Genomic DNA, 25,327 nt, shown 5'->3' on the forward strand with positions numbered 1-25,327 from the left:
TGACGACCGGGGGAACCTACGTCACGCGCTCGGCCCGGCAAACAAAAGCCACCGGCGCGCGGCCGATCCGCGTCAAAACCACCGAAGCTTCCGCTTCCCCGCGCGGCTTCAGTCGGCGCCGCAACGCGTCCGGGTCGACGTCGAGTCCGCGGACCAGGATTTCCAGCCGCCCGACGTCGTGCCGCTTGAGCACCGCCTTCAGCGTCTTCTCGCTGTACGGCCCCTGCTCCAGGACGCGGAAGGCCCGCACGCCCGGCGGCGGCGTGTCACCGGTCAGGTAAGCGATGCGTTCGTCCAGCTGCCACAGCCCGTGCCGCGCCGCGTAGTGGCGGACCAGCCCGGCCCGGACGACGGCGCCGTCGGGGTCGACGATCCACTCCCCCGGCTCGCGCGCGGGCAGTGCGTCCGGTTCGGCGTCGGTGACCGTCCATTGTGTCCCGTCCGAGCGCAGCACGGTCGCCCGGCGGGTGACGCCCGTGCCCAGGCCGCGCCAGAGGCAGGACTCGCGGACTTGGCCGTCCAGGGACACCAGTTCGACCTCCTCCGCCCACGGCGTGAGCGCGAAGTCGAGGCCAGGGGCGCATTTCACGGACAGCGCGCGCCCCGGGTACGCCTCGACCAGGCCGTCCAGCGGCGGCGCGAAGTCGGCGGGTTTCCACGCCCGGCGCCCGGCGGAGTCCCGCCGCGCCGGATCGGCGACGACGACGCCCGAGCGGCTCACCGGGCGCAGGGCGTCGGCGCGGACGAGGCCGAACGCGACCCCCGCGGCGGTTCCGTTGTGGCGGGCCATTTCCAGCCGTACCGGGTCCACATCGGACCCGAGCGCGCGCCGCGCCACGCGGGCGATTTCGACGAGGTCCGCGCCCACCGAGCACGTGACGTCGTGGACGTCGAGACCAGCCAGCCGCAGAGCCCGGTGGCGCGCCACGATCGACGCGCTCGCCTGCTGAAGCGCGTCGGAGGTGAACAGCCAGTCCACACCGGACAGTTTGCCGACGGCTTTCCGCCGCAACAGCACGGTTTCCAGGACGGCGGCCGCGCGCTCGTCGCCGACGAGACGACGGACGGCCGCCACCGACGCGATCGGGTCGGTCAGCGGCAGCGCCGAAACCTCGGCGAGCGCCGCCGCCCCCGCGCCGGAGCGCAGGTAGGCGACGTCGCCGAGGCTGAACGAATAACCCAATTCAGGACGGCCGCTTGGTCCCGGTGATCATCACGTTGTAGAACAGCTCGCGCGGCAGGATCTTCGACAGCACCTTCTTGTCCACGGCGGACAGCCGCAGCCACAGGTGGTAGGCGAACAACCGCCAGCGCACGGTGAGCTTCTCCGACGGCACCGCGGCCTCGAACGTCCGGATCGGCCAGCCCGCGAGGGCGGCGGCGAACTCCTCGGTGACCGCGTGGACGTCCTGGGCGCCGGCGCCGCGGGCCCACGACTCCAGCTCCGACGGGTCGAAGGTGTGGATGTCGACCACGGCCTCCAGCGCGGCGGCGCGCGACGACTCGTCCAGTTCGGACTGCGGACGGCGCCAGCCGCGCAGCGCGGGCAGCTTCGTCACCCGCGTCGTCAGGAACCAGGTGAACTGGCCGAGCTTGCGGGCGTAGAAGTCGCCGATCTTGGTCGGCTCGCCCGCGAAGACGAACCGGCCGCCCGGCTTGAGCACGCGCAGCACCTCGCGGAACGCCGCCTGGACGTCCGGGATGTGGTGCAGCACCGCGTGCCCGACCACCAGGTCGAACGTGTTGTCGTCGTAGGGGATGCGCTCGGCGTCGGCGACCCGGCCGTCGACGTCGAGGCCGAGCTTCTCGGCGTTGCGCAGCGCGACCTGGACCATGCCGGGCGAGAGGTCGGTGACCGAGCCCTTCTTGGCGACGCCGCCCTGCATCAGGTTCAGCAGGAAGAAGCCGGTGCCGCTGCCCAGCTCCATCGCGTGCTGGTAGGGCTGGCCGTCCTCGCCCGCGACGGCGTTGAACACGTCGGTGGCGTAGGAGATGCAGCGCTCGTCGTACGAGATCGACCACTTCTCGTCGTAGGTGCCGGCTTCCCAGTCGTGGTAGAGCACGTTCGCCAGCTTCGGGTCGGCGTAGGCCGCCTGGACCTCTTCGGCGGTGGCGTGCGGGTTCGGCGCCGGGTCGTTCACGTCGGTCAAGGCGTCATTTCCCTTCGAAAGTGGCCTTGCCGGGCCCGTTTTCGATGAACGACTTCATGCCGTTCTGCTGGTCTTGGGTCGCCCAGAGGGCGGCGAACAGGTGCGATTCGAGCTTGAGCGCGTTCGGCAGGTCCATGTCGAGGCCGCCGTCGATGGCCGCCTTGGCCGCCCGCAGCGCGATCGCCGGGCCGTTCGCGAACTGGGCCGCCCACTTGTGCGCGGCCGCGTAGACGTCGTCCGGGGCGACGACCTGGTCGAGGATGCCCAGCTGCAGCGCCTCTTCGGCCTTTACGAACCGTCCGGTGTAGACGAGGTCCTTGGTCTTGCTCGGCCCGATCAGGCGGGCCAGGCGCTGGGTGCCGCCCGCGCCGGGGATGACGCCGAGCTGGATCTCCGGCTGGCCGACCTTGACGTTGTCGCCGGCGACCCGCCAGTCCGCGGCCAGGGCCAGCTCGAGGCCGCCGCCGAGGGCGTAGCCGGTGATGGCGGCGACGACCGGCTTCGGGATGTTCGCGATGGCCGCGACCGTGCCGGTGAGGGTGGCGCCGAACTTCGCGATCTCCGGGTAGCTGCGGGCGGCCATCTCCTTGATGTCCGCGCCGCCGGCGAAGGTCTTCTCGCCGCCGTAGAGGATCACCGCGCGGATGTCGTCGCGCTCGGTGGCCTCCTTCGCCAGCTCGGCGAATTCGGCGGTGACCAGGGCGTTCAGGGCGTTGACCGGCGGCCGGTCGAGCCGGATGGTGCCGACCCCGTCCTTGACCTCCAGGGTTACGAACTCTCCCACGCCCATCCTCCTCGTTGACGATCTGCCAGCAGGCTACCGGTCGGTAAGGCCACCCTAGCGGCGACGGGCGAAGAAGCGATCCCCGGAGCGTTCGAGCACGAGGTCCTGGTCGAACGTCTTCGACAGGTTTTCGCTGGTGATGACGTCGTCGACCAGCCCGGAGACCACCGCGTGGCCGTCACGCAGCAGCAGCGCGTGGGTGAACCCCGGCGGGATCTCCTCGACGTGGTGGGTGACCAGCACCAGGGCGGGGGCTTCGGCGTCCAGCGCCAGGTCGGACAGCCGGGCGACGAGGTCCTCGCGGCCGCCCAGGTCGAGACCGGCGGCGGGCTCGTCGAGCAGCAGCATCTCCGGGTCGGTCATCAGCGACCGGGCGATCAGGGCCCGCTTGCGCTCGCCCTCCGACAGCGTCCCGAAGGTGCGCTCGGCCAGGTGCCCGATGCCCATCGCGTCGAGGAGCTCGGTCGCGCGCGCGGTGTCGAGGGTGTCGTATTCCTCACGCCAGCGGCCGAGCACCGCGTAACCGGCGCTGACCACGACGTCCTTGACCAGCTCGTCGCCCGGCACGCGCTGGGCGATCGCGGCCGAGGTGAAGCCGATGCGGGGCCGCAGGTCGAAGATGTTGACCCGGCCGATCCGCTCGCCGAGCAGGTCGACCTCGCCGGTGGTCGGGTGCAGCTCGGCCGCGGCCAGGCGCAGCAGGGTGGTCTTGCCCGCGCCGTTCGGGCCGAGCACCACCCAGCGCTCGTCCAGTTCGACGGTCCAGTCGAGGCCGGCGAGGAGGTCGTTGGTCCCCCGGCGGACGCCGACACCGGCCATCCGGACCACGAGGTCGTCAAGTTCGCTGGGCTGGATCGGCTCGCTCACGAGGCCCATTCTGTCTGCCGTCGCGCGCGCGTGCGCACCCGCCCGGGTGAGACGGTGAACACGCAGGTCGGCGTCCGTTCCACGAGCTGGAACACGGCCGCCCGGACGGCCGCGGTGTGGCACCATCACCGCATGTCCGCCGACGCGCCCGTGACCCCGGTGACCCGGGGCTCGTTCTGGCGCCGTCGCACCATCGACCTGCTCCTCGTCGCTTCGGCCGGGTGTACGCGGGCGCGGCTTCGCTGATCCCTCGCGTCCTCGTGCGACGCGTGCGGTGCCGCGCTGTCCCCGCGTCCGATCCCCTTCACGTTGCGAGGAGCACCCGCGTTGACCACGTCCCTGGTTCGCCCGCCCGTCGAGATCCACCCGCAGCTGACCGACCCGCTGCTGCCCGAGCTGCTGCACCCGGCGCGGCTGCTGTGGACGCCGCGGGAGCTGGCCGAACTGACCGCCACCGTCACCACCGAGCTGACCGCGGGCCTGCGCGGCATCCTGCGCTTCGACGAGGACCGCCGCTGGTGGGCGCGGCTGGCGCTGACCGACGGCGTCGAGCTGTGGCTGCTGTCGTGGCTGCCCGGCCAGCACACGAAGCCGCACGACCACGGCGGCGCGTCCGGCTCGTTCACCGTCCTGCAGGGTGAACTCGGCGAGGAGTACCGCTACCCCGGCGGCCCGATCCGGCGCCGGACGCACGTGGCCGGCGAGGGCCTGGGCTTCGGCGCGGGCCGCGCCCACCAGGTCACCGGCCTCGGCGACCGGCCCGCGGCGAGCGTCCACGCGTACTCGCCGCCGCTGGTGGCGACGCGGCAGTACGACTCGCTCGCCGACGTTCCGGCGGAAATCCCGCCGCTGCCCGCTATCGTCCGGTCATGAGCGCTGTCGATTCGCTGCTGGCTTCCGCGCGGTCCGGCTTGGACCGGTTGACGCCCGCCCGGGCCCGCGAGCTGCAGGAGGCGGGGGCGCTGGTGGTCGACATCCGGCCGCTGGCCAACCGCGCGGCCGAGGGCGAGATCCCGGGCGCGGTGATCGTCGAGCGGATCCACCTGGAGTGGCGGCTGGCGCCGGACAGCGAGTGGCGGCTGCCGGCGGTCGGCCCGGAGTCGACGGTGATCGTGGTGTGCAACGAGGGCTACTCGTCCAGCCTGGCGGCGGCCGACCTGCAGCGGCTGGGGCTGCCCGGGGCGACCGACCTCGAGGGCGGGTTCCGGGCGTGGGCGGCCGCCGGGCTGCCCGTGCAGGACGGCGGCAGCCCGGCGGTGCCTTAGCAGCCCCCGTTTTCCACGCTACCGAAGGGGACCGACAGTTTTCAGCCCGCGAGCGCCGGGGCGACGTGCTTGGTGAACAAGTCGATGCCCGAGCGGTCGTACGCGGCTTCCGGGAAGTTCAGGATCGCGTAGGACATGCCCCGCTTGCCGAGGGCGGCGAGGTGTTCGGCGACCTGCTCCGGGGTGCCCGCCGTCGGGCCGCTCGCGAAGGTGGCGACCGCCCGCGCGGCGTCCTCGGCCGGGACGTACTTCTCGTAGTGCGCCTTCAGCCAGGCCTGCTTCTCCTGGACGTCGTTCTCGGTTTCGCCGAGGACGACGCTGAGGTTGCCCGAACGGACGATCGCGTCGAAGTCCGTGCCGACGTCCTTGCAGTGCGCCGCGAGGATTTCGGACTTGTGGGTGAACGCCTCCGGTTCGGGGAAGAAGTTCGTGTACTTTGCGTACTTCGCCGCGATCCGGAGCGTCTTCTTCTCGCCGCCGCCGGCGATCCACAGCGGGATGCCGCCGTCCTGCAGTGGGCGCGGGCTCAGGATCGCCCCGTCGGTCCGGTAGTGCTTCCCGTCCAAAGTGGACTTTCCGGTCGTCCAGAGGTCGCGCATGATCTGGACGCCCTCGTCGAGCTGGCCGAGCCGCTCGCCGGCGGTCGGGAAGCCGTAGCCGTAGGCCCGCCACTCGTGCTCGTACCAGCCGGCGCCGATGCCCATTTCGACCCGGCCACCCGAGATGAGGTCGGCCGTCGCGGCGACCTTCGCCAGGTAGGCGGGGTTGCGGTAACCCATGCAGGTGCACATCTGCCCGAGCCGGACGGTCTCCGTCGCGGCGGCGAACGCCGAGATCAGCGACCACGCCTCGTGCGTGGCCTCCTCGGTCGGGACCGGCACGGTGTGGAAGTGGTCGTAGACCCAGATCGATTCGAAGGGGCCCGCCTCCGCGTGTTTCGCGAGGCCGAGCATGGTCTTCCAGTGGTCCGCGGGGTCGATGCCGGCCAGGTCCAGCCGCCAGCCCTGCGGGACGAACATTCCGAAGCGCATGCGTACAACTTAGCTTCGCTCAGCGATGTGCGCGGCGTGATTTTGCCCGGCTGGAGCTGCTCCAGCCCGGCAGCGCAGGGGCGGCTCGGGGCGAGGACCAGCGAACACGGGCGGCTGCGGTGGTCGCGACCGCGGCGGCGGCTCGGGTGGCACAGCCGCGGCGGCTCGGGCAGCACGGCCGCGGCGGCTCGGCGCGGCGCGGCCTCAGCGGAGCCCGGCGCGGTGACCTCCGCGCCGCCCCCGCCGGGCGGGTCAGGCCAGGACCACGCGCGCCAGCTCGGCCGGGGTCGCCAGCAGGCCGTGCCTCGGCAGCACCCGGACCGTGTACCCGATCGCCCCCGGCCGGGGCAGCTTCACGCGGGCCGCGAACGCGCCGATGCCGTCCTCGGTCATCGGGACCGTCACCGGGTCGCGGAGCTCGTCGTCGTCGGCCACGCGGCCGACCACCGCCTGGATGTCCACTTCGGACGGGTCGAGGCCGGCCAGGTCGATGCGGGCCCGGATGGTCACCTCGGTGCCCACCACCAGCGGCTCGGTCGCCTCCACCAGCAGCTCCGAGTCGAAGATGCGCAGCCGCGGCCACGACACCTCCAGCTTCGTGCGGTAGTCCGCCAGCGACAGCGCGCCGCGGTAGCCGTCGCCCGTTGCCGCCGCCACCGTGCGGGATGCCGGGAGGTAGCCGTTGTCGACGTACTCGCGGACCATCCGGGACGCCTGGACCCGCGGGCCGAGCGTCTCCAGGGTGTGCCACACCATCGACAGCCAGCCGGTCGGGACGCCGTCGGAAGAGCGGTCGTAGAACAGCGGCGCGATCTGCTGGCCCAGCAGCTCGTACAGGGCCGCGGCCTCGAGGTCGTCGCGGCGCAGCGGGTCGGCGACGCCGTCCGCCGTCGGGATCGCCCAGCCGTTGCTGCCGTCGTAGCACTCGTCCCACCAGCCGTCGCGGATCGACAGGTTGAGCCCGCCGTTCAGCGCCGACTTCATCCCCGACGTCCCGCACGCCTCCAGCGGCCGCACCGGGTTGTTCAGCCAGACGTCGCAGCCGCGGTAGAGGTAGCGCGCCATCGACATGTCGTAGTCGGGCAGGAAGACGATCCGGTGCCGGACGTCCGCGCCGTCGACGAACCGGACGATCTGCTGGATCAGCTGCTTGCCGTTCTCGTCCGCCGGGTGCGACTTGCCCGCCACGACGACCTGGATCGGGCGCTGTTCGTGCAGCAGCAGCGTCCGCAGCCGCTCGGGGTCGCGCAGCATCAGCGTCAGCCGCTTGTACGTCGGGACGCGGCGGGCGAAGCCGACGGTCAGCACGTCCGGGTCGAACACCGAGTCCACCCAGCCCAGCTCCAGCGGCGACGCGCCGCGCTGCAGCCACGCCGCGCGCACCCGGCGCCGCACCTCGTGCACCAGCTTTTCGCGCAGCTCGCGCCGCAGTTCCCACAGCTGGGCGTCCGAGACGCCGTCGCGCAGCGGCCCCTCGCCGACGTCGAGACCCCATTCGCGGCCGAGCAGCGTGCTCAGCTCGCGGGCCACCCACGTCGGGCCGTGGACGCCGTTCGTCACCGACGAGATCGGCACCTCGTCGTGGTCGAACCCGGGCCACAGCCGGGAGAACATCTTGCGCGTGACCCGGCCGTGCAGCTGCGAGACGCCGTTCGCGCGCTGCGCCAGCCGCAGGCCCATGTGCGCCATGTTGAACAGGCCGGGGTTGTCCTCGGCGCCGAGCGCGAGCACGCGGCGCGGGTCGATGTCCGGCACCAGGCGGCCGTCGGCGAAGTAGCGCTGCACCAGGTCGACCGGGAACCGGTCGATGCCCGCGCTGACCGGGGTGTGCGTGGTGAACAGCGTCCCGGCGCGGACCGCCGGCATGGCCTCGTCGAACGCGAGGCCGTCGGCCTGGACGATCTCGCGGGCGCGTTCGAGGCCGAGGAAGCCCGCGTGTCCCTCGTTCGTGTGAAACACCATGGGCTGCGGGTGCCCGGTCAGCTCGCAGTACTTCCGGACCGCCCGGAAGCCGCCGATGCCGGCCAGGATCTCCTGCCGCAGCCGGTGGTCGGCGTCGCCGCCGTAGAGCCGGTCGGTGACGCCGCGCAGGTCTTCGTCGTTGGCCTCGGTGTCGGTGTCGAGCAGCAGCAGCGGCACCCGCCCGACCCGGGCCTGCCAGATCTGCGCGCACAGCTCGCGCCCGCCCGGCATCGCGACGCCGATCAGCACCGGCCGCCCGCCCGCGGTCAGCAGTTCGAGGGGGAAGGCGTTCGGGTCGATCACCGGGTAGTGCTCGACCTGCCAGCCGTCGAGCGACAGCGACTGCCGGAAGTAGCCGTTGCGGTAGAGCAGCCCGACGCCGACCATCGGCACGCCCAGGTCGGACGCGGCCTTCAGGTGGTCGCCGGCCAGCACGCCGAGGCCGCCGGAGTAGTTCGGGAGGGCCTCGGTGACGCCGAACTCCATCGAGAAGTAGGCCACCGCCGGCGGCAGGCCGTCGTCGTCGCGCTGCTGGTACCAGCGCGGCTCCGACAGGTACTTCTCCAGGTCCTCGGCGGCGGTTCTCGCGCGTTCCAGGAAGTCGTCGTCGACGGCGAGCTCGTCGAGGCGGGCCGGCGGCAGCGCGGTGAGCATCCGCAGCGGGTCGCGCACGGCGTTGAAGAGCTCGGCGTCCATCGACGCGAACAGGTCGCGCGTCGGCGGGTGCCACGTCCAGCGCAGGTTGGTGGCCAGCGCGCCCAGGCCGGACAGCGAATCCGGGAGGCTGGCGCGGACGGTGAACCGGCGGACTGCACGCATGGGAAGCGACGATATCGGGCCACGGGCGCCGGTGCGCAGGGAGGAGTTCGGGGATTACCTGCACGCTGCGCGTATGCCCTGGGTATGGTCCTGCCGTCGGGTACCGGGTGGGCACGAGAGCGAGTGGAACTGATGATCCCAGGGGGAGGACGGCGGGCGCTGGTCGCGCTGCTGGCCGTCGCGGCCGTCGCCGTGAGCGGGTGCAACAGCAAGGGCGGCGCGAGCGGGGACCCGGCCAAGGACACCGGCGCGGGCTCGGTCTCCGGGCTGCCGGTGACGCACTTCGAAAGCGGCCTCAAGCCGGACGCGCCGACGCCGAGCCTCAACGTCCGCAACGCCGACGGCGGTGAGGACGACAAGCTCGCCACCGCCGCGATCGACGACGTCCAGACCTACTGGGGCGAGATGCTGCCGGCGAACTTCGGCCAGCAGTTCGAGCCGGTGAAGTCGCTGCTGTCCTACGACGCGCAGACCGACACCGAGAAGACCGGCTGCGGCAGCGTGAAGAAGCTCGTGAACGCGTTCTACTGCCCGGTCGACGACTCGGTGGCGTGGGACCGCGGCGTGCTGCTGCCGATGCTGCGCCAGCGGTTCGGCCCGATGTCGGTGGTCGTGGTGCTCGCGCACGAGTTCGGCCACGCCGTCCAGTACCGGCTCGGCGACAAGGCGGGGATCGCGAAGAACACCCCGACCGTGGTCAAGGAGCAGCAGGCCGACTGCTTCGCCGGCGGCTACTTCCGCTGGGTCGCCGAGGACAAGAGCAAGTACTACCGCGTGTCGACGTCCGAGGGCCTGAACCAGGTGATGGCGTCGATGTTCCTGATCCGCGACCAGGCCGGCACCAGCGCCGCCGACAAGGGCGCGCACGGCACGGCGTTCGACCGCACCTATGCGTTCCAGGCCGGGTTCGAGAAGGGACCCAAGGAGTGCGCGGGGATGACGGAACAGAACGTCAAGCCCCGGCTGACCGAGCGCCCGTTCGACAAGGGCGACAAGGGCAAGGGCGACGCGAAGTTCAACGAACAGACGGTCGCGCTGCTGAAGAAGAGCCTCGACGAGGCGTTCAAGGGCGCCGGGGTGGCCGCGCCGGAGATCACCGACGGCGGCAGCTGCCAGACCACGCCGCCGGCGTCGTACTGCCCGGGCGACAACACCGTGAGCATCGACTTGGCCAAGCTGGCCCAGCTCGCCCAGCCGATCGACCGCGAGGCCGAGATGAAGGGCGAGGACCCGGGCGGCATGGGTGACTTCGCGGCGTTCTCGGAGGTCGCGGCGCGTTACGCGCTGGGCATCCAGAAGGGCGTCGGGGCGTCGATCGACAACGCGAACGCGGGCCTGCGCACGGCCTGCCTGGTGGGGGCGTGGGCGGCGTTCACGAACCGGCCGGGTGACCTGCGCCTGTCGGCGGGCGACCTCGACGAGGCCATCGCGGACTTGCTGCAGCCGGAGAGCCTCGTGTCGGCGGACGTCAACGGGAAACGTCCGGACAGCGGTTTCGACCGGGTCGAGGCGCTGCGCAAGGGCTACCTCGAGGGTTCGTCGGTCTGTTCGAAGTCCTACGCCTAGGTGTCACGGAGAAGGGCCCCCACCACGCGGTGGGGGCCTTTCTCGTGTGCTAGAAGAGGGCGCTCGCGAGGTCGCGGCGGGCCTTCATGACGCGGTCGTCGGCCGGGTCGAACAGGTCGAACAGGGCCACCAGGTGCTCGCGGACCTTGTTTCGGTCCTCGCCCGCGGTGCGGCGGACCGTGTCGATCAGGCGCTTGAAGCCCGCCTCGACCTCGTTGGCCGCGATCTCCAGGTCGGCCGCGTCCAGCTGGGCGGCCAGGTCCGACGGGTCGGCGTCCGCCTTGGCGCGGGCGTCCGGGTCGGCGCTTTCGGCGCGGGCGGTGAACTTGACCTGGGCCAGGGCGTTCTTGGCCAGCTCGTTCGCCGGTTCGACGTCGAGGATGCGCTCGTAGGCGGCCTGGGCGGCGGCGAAGTCGCCCCGCTCGAAGGCCTCTTCCGCCTCGGTGAAGCGCGGGTCTTCCGGCTCCTCGACCGGACCGCCGGCCGCCTCGGCGTCGCGGATGCCCGGCAGCTTGTCGCGCAGGGCGTCCAGGAGCGCGTTGATCCACTTGCGGATCTCGGGCTCGGGCAGCGCGCCGGAGAAGGCGTCGACCGGCTGGCCGCCGGCGATGGCGACGATCGTCGGGATGGACTGCGCGCCGAACAACTGCGCGATCCGCGGGTTCGCGTCGACGTCGACCTTCGCGACGACCCACGCGCCACCGGACTCGGCGGCCATCCGCTCGAGGACCGGGGACAGCTGCTTGCACGGGCCGCACCACTCGGCCCACAGGTCGACGACCACGAGCTGGTGCAGGGACCGCTCCACGACCTCGGCCTGGAAGGTGGCCTCGGTGACATCGATCACGGCCGCGCCCGAGGCGGGCCGCGGCGGCCCGTCACCCCCACCGGCCGGGCCGGCGGACGGGGCCGGCTGCCGCTGCGCCGCTTCGGCACGGGCCTTGAGCGCGGACAGGTCGACCGCGCCGGAAAGGGCGGCGGACAGGGCCGCTGACTTCGCTGCAGATCCGCGTGGTTGTGTCACGGTTCCATCCTGGCACGGGCGCCGGAGGAGTTTCACCGGGTGCCCGGGGTGTCCAGGGTCTGGCACGTTCCGGCGGTGGGGACGGCGGCGGGGTGCGGCGGCCGGGTTCCTCGCGACGGCTGCGTGGGTTCCGAGCCGCGGGCGCCTCCGGCCCCCGGTATCCAGCCTATCGACCGGCACCGACGATTTCGGACCGCGCGCCGCGGGTTTGCGCACCTCCCGGCCCGTCCGCTTGGCAGGACGGCGGCGCTGGGGCAGGCTCGGCCGGGTGCACATCCGGCGTGACGTGAAGGTGGGCTTGTCGATCGCGGCCGCCGTTGTGTGGGTTGGCGCGGTGACCTTGCTCATCGTGCACGAACCGGACCCCGGGGCGGGCTCGCCCGCCGAATTGCGGGACAAGCTCGCCGCCGCCCTCTCGGGGCACGATGCCGATGCCTTCGCCGATCTGCTCGACTACCCCGGCTCCGGCGGGGACGACTTCGCGAAGGACTACGTCTCCGTGCTCGCCGGCCGGGGGGTGCACGATGTGCGCGTCGACCTGGGGCCCGACGCGCGCGAGCCGACGCGGGCCACCGTCTCCGGCGCGCTCGGCGACGGGAAGCCGTTCGCCTACCCCTTGACCGTGACGAGCGAAGACGGCCGGTGGACGGTCGCCTTCACCCCGCCCCTCCCCTAGTCAGGAGTCGCGCAGCCGCGCTTCCACCCGGTCCACCTTGGCCTCGAGCTGGCCGGAGAAGCCCGGCCGGATGTCCGCCTTCAGCACCAGGCTCACCCGCGACGACCCCTCGCCCGCGGCCTCGACCGCGCGCTTCACGACGTCCATGACCTCGTCCCAGGACTCGCCTTCGATGTTGGTGAACATCGCGTTGGTCGAGTTGGGCAGCCCGGAGTCGCGGACGACCTTCACCGCGCGGGCCACGGCTTCGCTCACCCCGCCGTCAGGATCCCCGCCGGACGGGCTCACGCTGAACGCGACGATCATGCTCGGAAGTCCCTTCTTCGGTGGTCATTTCCGCCAGTCGTGCGACACCCGCCGGTACCCGCTGGTAACTTCGCGTGTCATGAACCGTCCGCTGCCGTTCGACCCGATCGCCCGCGCGGCCCGGATCTGGGAGGACCGGATCGGGCCCTCCGGGACCATGGCCGCGGTGACCGGGGTGATGCGGGTCCAGCAGATCATCCAGTCCGCGGTGGACGGCGCGCTCAAGCCGCACGGCTTGACCTTCGCCCGGTACGAAGCGCTGGTGCTGCTCACCTTCGCCCGCAGCGCCAGCCTGCCGATGCGGGTGATGGGCGAGCGGCTCCAGCTGCACCCCACCAGTGTCACCAACATAGTGGACCGGCTCGAGCGCGACGGGCTCGTCAAGCGCGTCCCGCACCCGACCGACCGCCGCACGACGCTGGTGGAGATCACCGACGAGGGCCGCAAGCGCCGCGAGGCCGCGACCGAAGCCGTCACCGCCATCGACTTCGGGCTCAGCGGCCTCACCGAACGGCAGACCGAGCAGCTGACCGACCTGCTGACCAAGGTCCGCCGCGCCGCCGGCGACTTCAGCGAGTAAACGCTCGACGACGGAAAAGGGCCCGCACTCGCCGAGTGCGGGCCCCTTCTCACATTCCGGGATCAGGCAGCGACCGGTTCCTTGACCTGGAACAGGCCGACACCGCCGTGGGACAGCCGCTGAGGGCCGTCGAGCTTGCCGTTGCGCAGCGCCCACTTCTCGAACAGCCAGGTGAACAGCGGCGGGATGCTCGCGAGCAGGGCCAGGACCAGCGTCTTCGGGCGCCAGCCGAGCGGCTTCGCCACGGACAGGGAGATCACCACGTAGAGGACGAAGATCACGCCGTGCACCATGCCGAGGACGGGAACGCCGCCCTCGCCGGAAGAGTGGACGACGTACTTGAGGAACATCCCGACCAGCAGCCCGGCCCAGGAGAGGGCTTCGGCTACTGCGGCCACGCGGAACACTAGAGCGGCCTTGCTGGACACTGCTTCCTCCTGTGGGGTCTCACCACGTTGGTACTGGCACGAGAAAACGCCCGACACACCGTCCAAGGCGGACTTGCCATGGACGTCAACGGCGCTGTCGGACGTGCTGATACCAGTGTGAGGCGTGACGGCCCTCACGGGAACACCGGGGCCCGTGACGATGCTCACGACCGTGGTCCACTGTGGTCTGAACCACGGCCGTGAGCGGTCGCCGGGCTACCCGGCGCAGGGCGAAGCCGGGGCGGACGACGGTGCCGTCCCCCACTTCGCCGTCGCGTCGGAGGTGAGGCCGAAGTCCAGCGTCGTCCCGTGCTTCAGCTGGTCCACGCCGACGTACACGCGGTCACTGGCGCGCGAATCCACCTTGAGGCCCGACACGTACTGCAGCGCCGAACCGGAGGCGCCCGGCGCCTTGATCGTGATGTCCCGCCCGTTCTCCAGGTGCAGAACGGATTTCGCGAAACGCGGCGCGTTGAGCACGAAATTCCCACTCCCTGGGACGGCCGGGTAGAGCCCGAGGGCGCTGAAGACGTACCAGGCCGACATGGTGCCGAGGTCGTCGTTCCCGGTGACGCCGTTGGGCGCGTTGGTGAACAGCGTGTGCGCCGCCCGCACCACCGTCGACGTCTTCGACGGCTGCCCGGTGAGCGCGTACATCCACGGCGAGTGCAGGTCCGGCTCGTTGTTCGGGTTGTAGCGGAACTGGTCGTAATAGTCGTACGGGCCGACCACCCAGTTCTCGCGGACCGCGGTCGCCGGGTCCTTCACCAGTTCGTCGTAGGCGAAGAAGTCGTCGAGGCGCTTCCCGGTGGCCGCCGGGCCGCCCATCCGCTGCACCAGACCGGGCACGTCCTGCTGGACGAGCCACTGGTACTGCCAGGCCGTGCCCTCGTGGAAGCCGTCCTGGCTCTGCGGGCTGTACGGCTTGTCGGCCGGCGAGAACCACGCGCCGCCGAGGACCTTCGGCCGGAAGAAGCCGGTGAAGCCGCGGTCGGCCTGGGTGGCGTCCCACAGCGTCCGGTAGGTCCGGCCCTTCGCCGCCAACGCCGCCGCGTCGTCCTTCTTGCCGAGCGCGGCCGCCATCAGCGACAGCGAACAGTCACCGAGCGCGTACTCCAAGGTGGCCGACGCCCCGTGGTTCGGGTCGGTGTCCTGCCCCTTCTTCGGGAAATCCGGGTCGTACTGGACGAATCCGTCTTTCTGGTAGCTCGCGTTGCCCGAGCGCCCCTGGAACGGCGAGGACGCCGGCGGGATCTCCCGCGAGTTCTGCAGGAGCGCCTGGTAGGCGTGCATCTCTTCGCCGGACAACGCACCGAAGCGCCACAGGTCGACCAGGAACGGCGTGACCGGGTCGCCGGTCATCGTGTTCGTCTCCTGGCTCGCGTACGCCCACCGCGGCAGCCAGCCACCCTGGTCGTGGATGGCCAGGATGCTCTTCGCGATGTCCTTCGCCCGGCTGGGCCGCAGCAGGGCGAGGAGCTGGTTCTGCGTGCGGTAGGTGTCCCACAGCGAGAAGAAGTCGTAGTACGTCCAGCCGACCGCGCGGTGGATCTTCTTGTCGAAGCCGAAGTAGCGTCCGTCGGCGTCGTTGGCCGTCAGCGGCTGCAACAGCGCGTGGTAGAGGGAGGTGTAGAAGACCGTGCGGTCGTCGGTCGTGCCGCCCTTGATGTCCACAGAGGACAGCTCACGGCGCCAGGTGCGCTGCGCCGCGTCCTTGGCCGCGTCGAACGACCGGATGCGCTCCGAGGCCAGGTTGCCCCGGGCACCGGCCGCGTCGACCTGGGAGATGGCCGTGGTCGCGGTCACCTGCCCGCCACCGAACGTCAGCCACGCGCCCCGCAGGCCCGCGCCGCCTTCCGACGTCCGCGAGCCGGGTGTGCCGCCGGACGGCGACCACGTGCCGAACGCCTTGAACGGCTTGTCGAACTTCGTCGTGAAGTACGTCGTGTAGGCCTTGCCACCGCAGAACGCCTGCGACTCCACGGTGCCCTCGACGGTCCGGTCGTCAACGACCCGGATGCTGCTGCCGGTCACCGGCTCCTTGTCGTTGGCCTGCCCGACGTTGACGAAGACGTTGGCGTCACCGGACTTCGCGAACGTGTACCGCTCGGCCCCGGCCCGCGTCGCCGCGGTCGTCTCGACGTCGACGCCGCCGTAGCCGGTCAGGTGCACCTTGTAGTAGCCGGGCTTGCCGACCTCGCCGTCGTGGGTGAACGGCGCCGCGTACTGCTTCTGGTCGAAAGTGGACGGCTTGCTCGTGTCGAACGCCTTGCCGGGACCCACTTCCCCGGTCGTCGGCAGGGTCGAGACCAGGCCGCCCTGCTCCCAGCAGCCCGCACCGGACAGGAAGAAATGCCCGAACCCGCGGATCGCGGTGTCGGTGTAGCGGTAGCCGGCGTAGTGCGAGGTGATCGGGCTGACCTGGGTCATCCCGAAAGGGGCCGAGGCGCCCGGGAACGTGTTGCCCTCGTCCTGCGTGCCGATGAACGTGTTGACCGCGTCCAGGGCGTCCCCGCCGGCCGCGGCCGCGGCGGGGCTGAGCCCCGTCGCGACCGCGGTGAGCGTCAGGAAGCCCGCCAGCATTTTGCGTTTCATGCACCGATGCCGATCGCGAAGACGTGCAGGGCACCGCCGCTGACGTTGGCCGGCAGCGTCACGCTGGCGACCGTCTTGCCCGCGGCGAGAGTGATCGGGGTGGTCCCGAACACCATCGTGCGGATCTGCTGCGGGTCGCCGCCCGAAGCGTTGCGGTACGGCGTCGACAGCACGATCCGGTTGCCGAACGCCGGTTGCGCGCCCCCGCCGCCGAGGGTCCAGTCGGAGAACCCGATGGTCGCAGTGGACGTCGTGCCGTCGGTGTAGGTCACCGTCAGCGTGCCCGACGCGTTGCCGTTCGACGCCGAACCGAGCAGCGCCAGCCGGCCCGAGCCGCTCACGTTCACCGTCTGACCGCCGGCGACCACGTTGTCCGGGTCCCCGGCCGGGAACGACGGCCAGGTGAACTTGATGCCGTCGCTGGTGACCGTGCTGCCCGGGGTGGCCCCGGCCGCGGCGAGGGCGTCGGCCGAGTAGCTCCAGCCGCCGCCGTCGAAGTTGGCCGCGCCGGAGTTCGCGTCCGGGGAGATGCCGGCGTTGTTCACCGTGGCCAGCCAGCTGTTCGGCTGAGCCACCAGCACGGTCAGGACCGCCTGCGACGAAGCCACGCCCGGCGCGGAGAACGTCACCGGGATGCGGCGGGCGCCGTCGGCCAGCCCGGCCGGGACACTGACCGTGAGCTCGGCCTGGGCCTTGCCCGCGGCGGGCACCGCGATGCTGCCGGTCGCCGGGGTCAGGGTGATCCCGTCGACGCTGCCCGCGGAGTACGTCCAGGTCCGGGCGGTGCCGGACAGGTCCTGGACGCCCACGGACGCCTTCGACGCCGACCCCGCGGGCGTCACCGCGCGGGCCGGGTCCACGAAGGACAGGCTCGGCTTCTCCTGCTCGCGGAACGACGGCGGGGCGTCGGCCGCCGCGCTGCCCCACGCGGTCGCCGTGGCCGAGCGCGTGTAGTCGAGCGTGCCGCTGCCGGAGATCAGCGCCTCCGGCAGCCACGCCTTCGCCGCGGCCGAGCCGTTGACCTTCAGGCTGCCCACGTAGTCACCGGTGCCCGGCGCGTTGATGGTGATCTTCTTGCCCGCGCCGGTGGTGAGCACGGCCTTCTCGAAGCGCGGCGTGACCAGCAGCGTTTCGGCGCGGCCCGGGATCTCCGGGTAGATGCCGAGCGCGGACCAGACGTACCAGGCCGACATCTGGCCGAGGTCGTCGTTGCCGATCAGGCCCTCCGGACGCGGGTTGTACAGCTCGTCCATCGAGCGGTGCACGATCGCCTGGGTCTTGGCCGGCGCGCCCGCGTACGAGTAGACGTACGGCGCGTTGGAGTTCGGCTCGTTGCCCATGAAGGCGTACGGCTCCTGGGTGCCCGCGTTCAGCTGGGTGAAGAAGGTGTCCAGCCGCGACTGCGTCGCGGTGTTGCCGCCGAACGCCGTCACGACGCCGCCGAGGTCGTAGGGCACCATCCACTCGTACTGCGCGCCGTTGCCCTCGACCCAGCCCTGCGAGCTGGCGGGGTCGTAGGTGCCGGAGAACGAGCCGTCCGCGTTGCGCGGCTGCAGGTGGCCGGTCCCCGGGTTGTAGAGGTTCTGCCAGTTCTGCGCGCGCTTCATGAACGTCGTGTACGTCGCGCTGTCGCCGAGCCGCTTCGCGAACTGGGCGATGGAGAAGTCGGCGCTGGTGTACTCCAGGGTGTCCGCGCCGGCGCCCGGGACGTACCCGAGCTTCTGGTAGTCGTCGAGACCGGGCCGTTCGGTGTAGCCCTGGGTCGGCTGGGTGGCGCCCTTGATCATGAGCAGCAACGCCTTCTGGGCGTCGAAGTCCCGCGCCCCGAACGCGTACGCGCTGGAGACGATGATGTGGTAGGGGTCGCCGTTCATGACGCCGGTGTAGTCGTTCGCGACCGTCCAGCGGTCCCACGAGCCGCCCTGCTCGGCGTAGGCCATCATCGACCGGACGATGTCCGACGTCTCCTTCGGGTCGATCGTCGCCAGGAGCGGGGCTTCCGAGCGGTAGATGTCCCAGCCGGAGAAGTTCGTGTACATCGCGTGGCCCTTGTCGGCCTTGTGGATCCGCCCGTCGAAGCCGACGTACTGGCCGTCGGTGTCGGAGAAGACGTTCGGCTGGATCAGCGAGTGGTACAGCGAGGTGTAGAACGTCGTCAGGTCGGCGTCGGAGCCGCCGGTGACGGCAATCTTGCCGAGCTGGTCGTTCCACGCCTTGCGCGCGCCCGCGGCCACCTTGTCGAACGACTTGCCGGTGTTCTCCGCCTTGAGGTTGGCCTTCGCGCCGTCGACGGACACAAAGGACAGTCCGACCTGGACGTTCACCTGGGCGCCGTTGAGGTTCGCGAAGGTGACGTACCCGCCGCTGCCCGGGCCGCTGACGGTGGTGTTCTGCTGCTTGGCGGTGGCAGTGCGCGCGATCGAGGCGTCGACGCCGTTGGGCTGCGCCACCTTCGCTTTGGCACCGCCGGTTTCGGCGGCCTTGTTCGGCGTCACGGCGCCGTTCTTCCAGGTGCCGATCGACGCGAACGGCGTGTCGAACTTGGCCGAGAAGTAGACGCGGTAGCTGTTGCGCGCGCCGCAGAAGCGGCCGCTGGTGGCCCAGCCGCTGATGGTGTCCTTGCCGATGGTGATCGACGCGTCGTCGGTGCCGTTGACCGAGCCCGACGTGTTGACCAGCAGCGTCGAGGACGCGCCGGCCGGGTAGGTCAGCCGCGCCGAGCCGGTGCGCTGGGTCGCGCTGAGCTCGACCTTCGCGCCGCTGTCGAGGGTGACGTCGTAGGCGCCCGCGGTCGCGTGTTCGCTGGCGTGCGAGAACTTCGACGTGTAGTGCCCCGGGTCCGTCGCCGGCGAAGTCGTCACTTCACCGACATACGGGATGAACGGGATGTCCTGGTAGGTCGAACAGCCCGCGCCGGACAGGTGCGTCAGGCTGAACCCGGTCAGCGCGTTGTCGTCGTAGAAGTAGCCGCCCGGCTGGGACTTCACCGTGTCCGGGCTCCACTGGACCATCCCGAACGGCGCCACCGCGCCCGGGAACGTGTTGCCGGCCCCGCCCCCGGTGCCGTGGTCGGCCCCGCCGGGGCGGGTGCCCACGAAGGGGTTGACCCACTTCGCGTAATCGATACTGGTCGCCGCCGCGGCGGGCACAGCGGGAGCCACCGCTGCCGTCACCGCCAGGGTCAGGAAAGTTAAACCGGCTCTGAAGCGCGCTCGCGCCATGGCCATCGCCTCTCCACCTCGTCCAGCGCGACCGAAACCGGTGACATGACAACCTTGTCGCGCCGGGCCACCTTGGGCAGCGGCTCACCAAGCAGTCAAGGGACACGTCAAGACCTGTCCACTTCCGGACACCCGCATTCAGCCGATCGCGGCGCCGAATCGGCACAATCCACGCACCAAGCGTTGACAAGGCGCCGGACGGGGAGTTCAATCCCGGTCACTATGACAACGTTGTCTCCTCTGGGCCGGGACCGGGACGGCAGCACGCGCACCGCGAGCAGGCGGGCCACGATGAGCGACGTGGCCCGGCTGGCGGGCGTGAGCATCAAGACCGTCTCGCGCGTGGTCAACGACGAACCGGCGGTGCACCCCGACACCGCCGAACGGGTCATGGCGGCCATCGAGCAGCTGGGGTTCCGGCGCAACCTGGGTGCGCGGAACCTGCGCCGCGGGTCGACGACCGGCACCATCGGGCTGATCGTCGAGGACGTCGGCAACCCCTTCTACTCCGAGCTGAACCGCGCGGTCGAGCGCATCGCGACGTCGTTCGGGCGCCAGGTGCTCACCGGCTCGTCCGAGGAGAACTCCGACCGCGAGCGCGAGCTCGTCCTGGAGTTCTGCGCGCGGCGGGTGGACGGCATCCTCGTCGTCCCGGCCGGACTGCAGCACGGCTACCTGGTGCCGGAGATGCGCGCGGGCACGCCGGTGGTGTTCATCGACCGGCCGGCCGGCGACATCGTGGCCGACACCGTGCTGGTGGACAACCTCGGCGGCACCGTCGAAGCCGTCACGCACCTGGCGCGGCACGGGCACCGGCGGATCGCCTTCCTCGGTGACAGCCCGGACATCTTCACCGCGGCCGAGCGCCTGCGCGGGTTCCGCGAGGGCTGCGTGCGCAACGGGATCTCCTACGACGAGTCGCTGGTCTCGATGGGGACGCCGACGCCGGACTCGGTCGGCGACGCCGTCAAGCGGCTGCTCGACGGCCCGGACGCGGCCACCGCGGTGATCGCGGGCAACAACCGGGTCGCCGTGCACCTCCTGCGCGCCCTCGCGCACGCCGAGCACCGCCCGGCGATGATCGGGTTCGACGACTTCGAGCTGGCGGACCTGCTGAACCCGCCGGTCAGCGTGGTCGCCCACGACGTCAGCGCTCTGGGCCACGCCGCGGCCGAGCTGCTCTTCGCCCGCGTCCAAGGAGATCAGTCCCCGCCCAGAAAGGTAGTCCTGCCCGTGCATCTCGTCGCCCGTGGTTCCGGTGAGGTCGCCCCGTGACCCTCGAACCGATCCGGCTCGCCGCCAACCAGCCGCCGCAGTTCTACCGCGGCGGCGACGCCATCGCGGCGCTGCGCGGAGCGTCTTCGGACAAGAAGTTCGGCCCGGAGGACTGGGTCGCCTCGGTGAGCACCATGTTCGGCCAGGACACCAACGGCCTGACCAGGCTGCCCGACGGCGCCTGGCTGCGGGACGCCGTCGAAGCCAACGCCAACGGCTGGCTCGGCGCGAAGCACGTCGAGGCGCTCGGGACGTCGACCGGGCTGCTGGTCAAGCTCCTCGACGCGGGCCAGCGGCTGCCGGTGCACTTCCACCCCGACGACACGTTCGCGAAGCGGCACTTCGACTCCCACTTCGGCAAGACCGAGGCGTGGATCGTGGTCGGCACCTACGGCGACGACCCGCGCGTCTACCCGGGCTTCAAGGAGACGCTGTCGAAGGCGACCGTGTCCGAGTGGACGCGCGAGCAGGACGTGCCGTCGATGCTGGGCGCGCTCAACAGCATCCCGGTGTCCGCGGGCGACACCGTCTACATCCCGGCCGGGCTGCCGCACGCGATCGGCGAAGGCGTGTTCGTCGTCGAACTGCAGCAGCCGACCGACTTCTCGCTCACCATCGAGTGGCGCGACTTCCTCGCGTCGCCGGAGAAGGGCCACCTCGGCCTCGGCTTCGACACCGCCATCGAGGCGCTCGACACCTCGGGCTGGGACGCCGAACGCCTGGACACGATCATCAAGCGCACCGCGGGCGACCGCGCGTCCACTGTGGACCTGCTGGCCGGCGGCTCGGAGCGGTTCTTCCGAGCCGAACAGCTGCGCACCGACGAGACGACAACGTTGTCACTCGATCCTTCGTTCGCGGTCCTGGTCGTCCTCGACGGCGAAGGCACGCTGCGCACCGAGCACGGTGGCGAGCACGCGCTGGCGAAGGGCGACACCTACGTCGTCCCGTTCGACGCCGGCCAGACCGAGCTGTCCGGCACGGCGACGGTGATCCGCTGCCGCCCGCCGGCGCCGGAGGAGAGGCACGGATGAGCGAAATCCTGCTGGACGCGATCGACCTGACCAAGCACTACGGGTCCGTCGAAGCCCTGCGCGGCGCGTCGTTCCAGGCCCGCGCGGGCGAGGTGACGGCCTTGATCGGCGACAACGGCGCCGGCAAGTCGACCCTGGTCAAGTGCCTCTCCGGCGCCGAGCAGCCGACGTCGGGGAAGATCCTTCTGGACGGCGCGGAAGTCCACCTCGACTCCCCCACGACCGCACGGCGGCTGGGCATCGAGACCGTCTACCAGGACCTCGCCGTCGCTCCCGAGCTCGACCCGGCGGCCAACCTGTTCCTCGGCCGCGAGATCCACCGCAAAGGCCTCCTCGGCAAGCTCGGCATGCTCGACAAGAACGAGATGCGGCGGCAGGCGATCGAGGAGTTCCAGCGCCTCGGCGTGACGCTACAGAGCACCGACGTCCCGATCGGCTCGCTCTCCGGCGGGCAGCGCCAAAGCGTCGCCGTCGCGCGTTCGGTCGTGTGGGCGTCGAAGGTCGTGTTCATGGACGAGCCGACGGCCGCTCTCGGTGTCGTGCAGCGCGAGCGCGTGCTCGACGTCATCAAGAAGGTGCGCGACAAGGGCATCGCCGTCGTGCTGATCAGCCACAACATGCCCGAGGTGCTGTCGGTCGCCGACCGCGTCGAGGTGCTGCGGCTCGGCACGCGCGTGGCCCGGTTCACCGGGGCGGACACGAAGCTCGAAGACCTCGTCGCCGCGATGACCGGCGCCCTCGTGCAGGAGGAGGCGGCATGAGCGCGCCCGTGAAGGAGGACATCCAGGAAGCACCCGACGCGGGCTTCGGCAAGCGGCCGCTGGGCAAGCGCCTGATCGAGGCCAACACGTTCTGGATCGGCCTCGTCCTGCTGGCCCTGGTCGTGCTGTTCAGCGCCATCGCGCCGGACAGCTTCCCGACGCTGTTCACCTTCCAGACGCTGTTCATCGAGTCCTCGGTCCTGCTCATCCTGTCGGTGGGCATGACGTTCGTGATCATCACCTCGGGCATCGACCTCTCGGTCGGCTCGGTGCTGATCCTCGCGGGCATGGTCGCGGGCAAGGTGATGGAGGCGATGTCCGGCGGCGACGCGTCGAAGGCGGGCTGGGGCGTGATCATCGTCGGCCTGGTCGTCGCCGTGGTCACCGGCACGATCTGGGGCGTCATCAACGGCGTCCTCGTCGCGGTGGCGAAGATCCCGGCGCTGATCGTCACGCTCGGCACCATGGGGGCCGCGCTGGCCACCGCGTACCTGCTCAACGGCGGCTCCGACCTGCGCACCGTACCGGCGGAACTCACCAAGACCCTCGGCTACGGCACGTCCTTCGGCATCGTGCCCAACCTGGTGATCGTGGCCATCGTGATCACCGTGATCGGCGCGTGGCTGCTGCGGACGACGAAGTTCGGGCGGTACACCTTCGCCGTCGGGTCCAACGCCGAGGGCGCGCGCCGCGCGGGCATCGGCGTCACCCGGCACCTGCTGAAGGTGTACACGCTGACCGGGTTCCTGGCCGGGATCGCCGGGTTCCTTTCGCTGGCCTACTACAACTCGACCACCATCTCCGGGCACACCACCGACAACCTCAACGCCATCGCCGCGGTCGTGATGGGTGGGACGAGCCTGTTCGGCGGGGTCGGCACGATCCTCGGCACGGTGATCGGGGTGTTCATCCCCGCCGTGCTGCGCAAGGGCTTCAACATCATCCACGTCCAGGACTTCTGGCAGATGTTCATCGTCAGCTGGGTCCTGGTCGCCGCGGTCTGGTTCGACCAGCGCCGCCGCCGCCGCCGCAATTCCCGCTGAGTCCCACACCTACCGTCCGCCCAAGTACAACGAGGTGCTTATGAAACTGACCAAGACTCTCACCGCCATGGGTGCCGTGGTCTCCGCCGCCGCCCTGCTGTCCGCGTGCGGCTCCGGCACGGTCGGGCAGAGCGGGTCCGGCGACTCGGCCCAGCCGGTCGGCGGCAAGAAGCTCGCGCTGATCCCGGGCGTGCAGGCCGAGCCGTTCTACATCTCGCTGCAGTGCGGCGCCGAAGCCGAAGCGAAGAAGCTCGGCTACGAGCTGACCACCCAGGCGCCGCAGAAGTTCGACGCTCCCCTGCAGACCCAGCTGGTCAACGCCCTCGGCGCGAACCCGCCGGCGGCGCTGCTCATCGCCCCCACCGACGACACCGCGATGCTGGCGCCGATCCAGCAGGTCAAGGCGCGCGGCACGAAGATCGTCGAGGTCGACACCGCGCTGAAGGACACCGGCGTGGCCGTCTCGTCGATCTCGTCGGACAACGCCGCGGGCGGCAAGCTCGCGGCCCAGACGATGGCCAAGCTGGCCGGCGGCAAGAGCGGTTCGGTGCTGGTGCTCGACACGATCGCGGGCACGTCCACGACCGCCGCGCGCGCCAAGGGGTTCGAGGACGAGCTGAAGAACTCGCCGAACCTCAAGTCGATCGGCATCCAGTTCACCCAGAACGAGCCGGAGCAGGCCGCGGCCAAGGTGACGGCGGCCCTGTCGTCGACCCCGGACCTGATCGGCGTCTTCGCGACCAACCTCAACACCGGCGAAGGCGCGGCCACCGGCCTGCGCAACGCGGGCAAGGTCGGCGCGGTCAACCTGATCGGCTTCGACGCGAGCCCGTCGGAGGTCGAAGGCCTCAAGAACGGCCAGTACCAGGCCCTGATCGCCCAGGACCCGGCCTCGATCGGCACCCAGGGCGTCCAGCAGGCGGTCGCGGCGATCGAGGGCAAGCCGGTGACGCGGACCCTCACCGCGGAGCTGCACTCGATCACCAAGGCGGACATGGACGCCAACTCGCAGTACTTCTACAAGCAGAGCTGCTGAGGCGTCCGTCAGGGTCCTGCGGGTGGTGTGCGCACTGCCCGCAGGCTCCTGACCAGCGTGTTCACCGCCGGTGAACATCGCCTGCCGGTCACCGCGGTGGGGGAACCGCTCACCGCAGCACCCGTTTCCCCGGACGGGTGTCCCACGACACACTCATCTGCACATGCATTTGCACTACCTGATGCATGATCGCAGGGAGGGTGCGATGAAGTACGAACAACCGGCTCTGCACCGGACGATCTTCGCCGTGGACGTCGAGGGCTACGGCGACCAGCGCAGGACCACCCCACACCGGCTGGCGTTGCGCCGCGGGCTGTACCGCGCGCTCTGCCGGGCGTTCGACGACGCCGGCGTCCCGTGGGCGGCCTGCCGGCGCGAGGACTGCGGCGACGGCGTCTTCGTCCTCGTGCCACCGGAAATCCCCAAGGGGCTCTTCGTGGAGTTCCTGCCGGCCGCGCTCGCCGTCGCGCTGCACCGGCACAACCGCACGCACGACCCCGGCGCCCGGATCCGGCTGCGGATGGCGCTGCACGCGGGCGAGATCGCCTACGACGACCACGGCGTCACCGCACCGGCGATCAACCAGACGTTCCGGCTGCTGGAGGCCCAGCCGCTGAAGGAGGCGCTCAAGGGCTCCCGCGGCGTGCTGGCGCTGATCACCTCGGCGTGGTTCTTCGACGAGGTCGTCCGGCACAGCGACGGCCTGGACCCGACGACGTTCCGGCCGGTGCCGGTGGCCGTCAAGGAGACTCGCACGACCGGGTGGATTTCGTTGCCGGACCGGCCCTACCCGGCGAACGCGAGCCTCCTGGGTACCGTGACGGCGCTCGACCACTACCGGACCTGGCGCCGGTTCCGCCGCCACGCCCAGGTGCTGGCCGACCGCGACGGGCCCGCGTAGCCG

General features: G+C 71.0%; 23 protein-coding genes. 12 read left to right on the forward strand and 11 right to left on the reverse strand.

Translation table 11 applies throughout. From position 1 onward, the window contains the following. Positions 1 to 16: 16 nt before the first annotated feature. The 4 genes from ACWEF6_RS04270 to ACWEF6_RS04285 are packed head-to-tail and all read right to left on the reverse strand — an operon-like array spanning position 17 to position 3,810. Positions 17 to 1,183 carry a THUMP-like domain-containing protein gene (locus ACWEF6_RS04270; protein ID WP_449681588.1) on the reverse strand — a complete coding sequence of 389 codons (1,167 nt, stop codon included), beginning with the start codon at positions 1,181 to 1,183 and terminating at the stop codon, positions 17 to 19. 1 nt (position 1,184) lies between these two features. Further along, positions 1,185 to 2,150, reverse strand: coding sequence for a class I SAM-dependent methyltransferase (locus tag ACWEF6_RS04275; protein WP_449681589.1), 966 nt, complete (start codon positions 2,148 to 2,150; stop codon positions 1,185 to 1,187). A gap of 4 nt (positions 2,151 to 2,154) precedes the next feature. Then, the gene (locus ACWEF6_RS04280) at positions 2,155 to 2,934 is read right to left on the reverse strand and encodes an enoyl-CoA hydratase/isomerase family protein (protein WP_449681590.1); all 780 of its coding nucleotides are present in this window, start codon (positions 2,932 to 2,934) and stop codon (positions 2,155 to 2,157) included. A 54-nt stretch (positions 2,935 to 2,988) separates the two neighbouring features. After that, positions 2,989 to 3,810 (reverse strand): ABC transporter ATP-binding protein, encoded by an 822-nt coding sequence (locus ACWEF6_RS04285; protein ID WP_449681591.1) that lies wholly within the window; start codon positions 3,808 to 3,810, stop codon positions 2,989 to 2,991. 45 nt (positions 3,811 to 3,855) lie between these two features. Here ACWEF6_RS04285 and ACWEF6_RS04290 point away from each other — a divergent pair, with 45 nt between their 5' ends. From ACWEF6_RS04290 to ACWEF6_RS04300, 3 genes are all read left to right on the forward strand, one after another. Next, the gene (locus tag ACWEF6_RS04290) at positions 3,856 to 4,047 is read left to right on the forward strand and encodes a hypothetical protein (protein ID WP_449681592.1); all 192 of its coding nucleotides are present in this window, start codon (positions 3,856 to 3,858) and stop codon (positions 4,045 to 4,047) included. Positions 4,048 to 4,128: 81 nt separating this feature from the next. Next, a complete protein-coding gene (locus ACWEF6_RS04295; protein WP_449681593.1) occupies positions 4,129 to 4,674 on the forward strand; it encodes a cysteine dioxygenase in 546 nt (181 codons plus the stop codon). Next, the gene (locus ACWEF6_RS04300) at positions 4,671 to 5,066 is read left to right on the forward strand and encodes a rhodanese-like domain-containing protein (protein WP_449681594.1); all 396 of its coding nucleotides are present in this window, start codon (positions 4,671 to 4,673) and stop codon (positions 5,064 to 5,066) included. Before ACWEF6_RS04295 ends, ACWEF6_RS04300 begins: the two co-directional genes overlap by 4 nt. A 41-nt stretch (positions 5,067 to 5,107) precedes the next feature. On the opposite strand, the gene ACWEF6_RS04305 is transcribed toward ACWEF6_RS04300, so the two are convergent. Further along, the gene (locus ACWEF6_RS04305; protein WP_449681595.1) at positions 5,108 to 6,097 is read right to left on the reverse strand and encodes an LLM class F420-dependent oxidoreductase; all 990 of its coding nucleotides are present in this window, start codon (positions 6,095 to 6,097) and stop codon (positions 5,108 to 5,110) included. A 252-nt stretch (positions 6,098 to 6,349) separates the two neighbouring features. Further along, the gene (gene glgP, locus ACWEF6_RS04310; RefSeq protein ID WP_449681596.1) at positions 6,350 to 8,878 is read right to left on the reverse strand and encodes an alpha-glucan family phosphorylase; all 2,529 of its coding nucleotides are present in this window, start codon (positions 8,876 to 8,878) and stop codon (positions 6,350 to 6,352) included. A gap of 132 nt (positions 8,879 to 9,010) precedes the next feature. On the opposite strand from glgP, the gene ACWEF6_RS04315 reads away from it, so the two are divergent. Beyond that, positions 9,011 to 10,444 carry a neutral zinc metallopeptidase gene (locus ACWEF6_RS04315; protein WP_449681647.1) on the forward strand — a complete coding sequence of 478 codons (1,434 nt, stop codon included), beginning with the start codon at positions 9,011 to 9,013 and terminating at the stop codon, positions 10,442 to 10,444. Between the two features lie 49 nt (positions 10,445 to 10,493). Here the strand turns inward: ACWEF6_RS04315 and ACWEF6_RS04320 are convergent, their stop codons facing one another. After that, positions 10,494 to 11,468 carry a tetratricopeptide repeat protein gene (locus tag ACWEF6_RS04320; protein WP_449681597.1) on the reverse strand — a complete coding sequence of 325 codons (975 nt, stop codon included), beginning with the start codon at positions 11,466 to 11,468 and terminating at the stop codon, positions 10,494 to 10,496. Between the two features lie 286 nt (positions 11,469 to 11,754). Here ACWEF6_RS04320 and ACWEF6_RS04325 point away from each other — a divergent pair, with 286 nt between their 5' ends. After that, a complete protein-coding gene (locus tag ACWEF6_RS04325; protein WP_449681648.1) occupies positions 11,755 to 12,144 on the forward strand; it encodes a hypothetical protein in 390 nt (129 codons plus the stop codon). Here the strand turns inward: ACWEF6_RS04325 and ACWEF6_RS04330 are convergent, their stop codons facing one another. Further along, positions 12,145 to 12,450, reverse strand: a complete 306-nt coding sequence (locus ACWEF6_RS04330) for a thiamine-binding protein (protein WP_449681598.1) — start codon at positions 12,448 to 12,450, stop codon at positions 12,145 to 12,147. Positions 12,451 to 12,529: 79 nt separating this feature from the next. Here ACWEF6_RS04330 and ACWEF6_RS04335 point away from each other — a divergent pair, with 79 nt between their 5' ends. After that, positions 12,530 to 13,030, forward strand: coding sequence for a MarR family winged helix-turn-helix transcriptional regulator (locus tag ACWEF6_RS04335; RefSeq protein WP_004562932.1), 501 nt, complete (start codon positions 12,530 to 12,532; stop codon positions 13,028 to 13,030). Positions 13,031 to 13,092: 62 nt separating this feature from the next. Here ACWEF6_RS04335 and ACWEF6_RS04340 read toward each other — a convergent pair whose 3' ends face one another. From ACWEF6_RS04340 to ACWEF6_RS04350, 3 genes are all read right to left on the reverse strand, one after another. Further along, positions 13,093 to 13,458, reverse strand: a complete 366-nt coding sequence (locus tag ACWEF6_RS04340; protein WP_449681599.1) for a DUF3817 domain-containing protein — start codon at positions 13,456 to 13,458, stop codon at positions 13,093 to 13,095. 216 nt (positions 13,459 to 13,674) lie between these two features. After that, entirely contained in the window at positions 13,675 to 16,053 is a 2,379-nt protein-coding gene (locus ACWEF6_RS04345; RefSeq protein WP_449681600.1) for a GH92 family glycosyl hydrolase, read from the reverse strand. Beyond that, on the reverse strand, positions 16,050 to 19,274 hold the full coding sequence (locus ACWEF6_RS04350; RefSeq protein WP_449681649.1) for a GH92 family glycosyl hydrolase: 3,225 nt from the start codon (positions 19,272 to 19,274) through the stop codon (positions 16,050 to 16,052). The genes ACWEF6_RS04345 and ACWEF6_RS04350 overlap by 4 nt, the downstream gene beginning before the upstream one ends. 291 nt (positions 19,275 to 19,565) lie before the next feature. Between ACWEF6_RS04350 and ACWEF6_RS04355 the strand changes: the two genes are divergently transcribed. The 6 genes from ACWEF6_RS04355 (at position 19,566) to ACWEF6_RS04380 (ending at position 25,324) form a co-directional block, all read left to right on the forward strand. Next, complete coding sequence (locus ACWEF6_RS04355) at positions 19,566 to 20,549, forward strand: LacI family DNA-binding transcriptional regulator (RefSeq protein WP_449681650.1); 984 nt, start codon at positions 19,566 to 19,568, stop codon at positions 20,547 to 20,549. Beyond that, positions 20,546 to 21,583, forward strand: coding sequence for a class I mannose-6-phosphate isomerase (locus ACWEF6_RS04360; RefSeq protein ID WP_449681601.1), 1,038 nt, complete (start codon positions 20,546 to 20,548; stop codon positions 21,581 to 21,583). The genes ACWEF6_RS04355 and ACWEF6_RS04360 overlap by 4 nt, the downstream gene beginning before the upstream one ends. Continuing rightward, on the forward strand, positions 21,580 to 22,344 hold the full coding sequence (locus tag ACWEF6_RS04365; RefSeq protein WP_449681602.1) for an ATP-binding cassette domain-containing protein: 765 nt from the start codon (positions 21,580 to 21,582) through the stop codon (positions 22,342 to 22,344). The genes ACWEF6_RS04360 and ACWEF6_RS04365 overlap by 4 nt, the downstream gene beginning before the upstream one ends. After that, positions 22,341 to 23,387: an ABC transporter permease gene (locus ACWEF6_RS04370; protein WP_449681603.1), complete on the forward strand. Its 1,047-nt coding sequence runs from the start codon at positions 22,341 to 22,343 to the stop codon at positions 23,385 to 23,387. Before ACWEF6_RS04365 ends, ACWEF6_RS04370 begins: the two co-directional genes overlap by 4 nt. A 40-nt stretch (positions 23,388 to 23,427) precedes the next feature. Further along, positions 23,428 to 24,423 (forward strand): ABC transporter substrate-binding protein, encoded by a 996-nt coding sequence (locus ACWEF6_RS04375; RefSeq protein ID WP_310977535.1) that lies wholly within the window; start codon positions 23,428 to 23,430, stop codon positions 24,421 to 24,423. A gap of 205 nt (positions 24,424 to 24,628) precedes the next feature. After that, positions 24,629 to 25,324 carry a hypothetical protein gene (locus ACWEF6_RS04380; protein ID WP_449681604.1) on the forward strand — a complete coding sequence of 232 codons (696 nt, stop codon included), beginning with the start codon at positions 24,629 to 24,631 and terminating at the stop codon, positions 25,322 to 25,324. Positions 25,325 to 25,327: the final 3 nt, after the last annotated feature.

This window comes from Amycolatopsis sp. NPDC004772 (genome assembly GCF_053601215.1).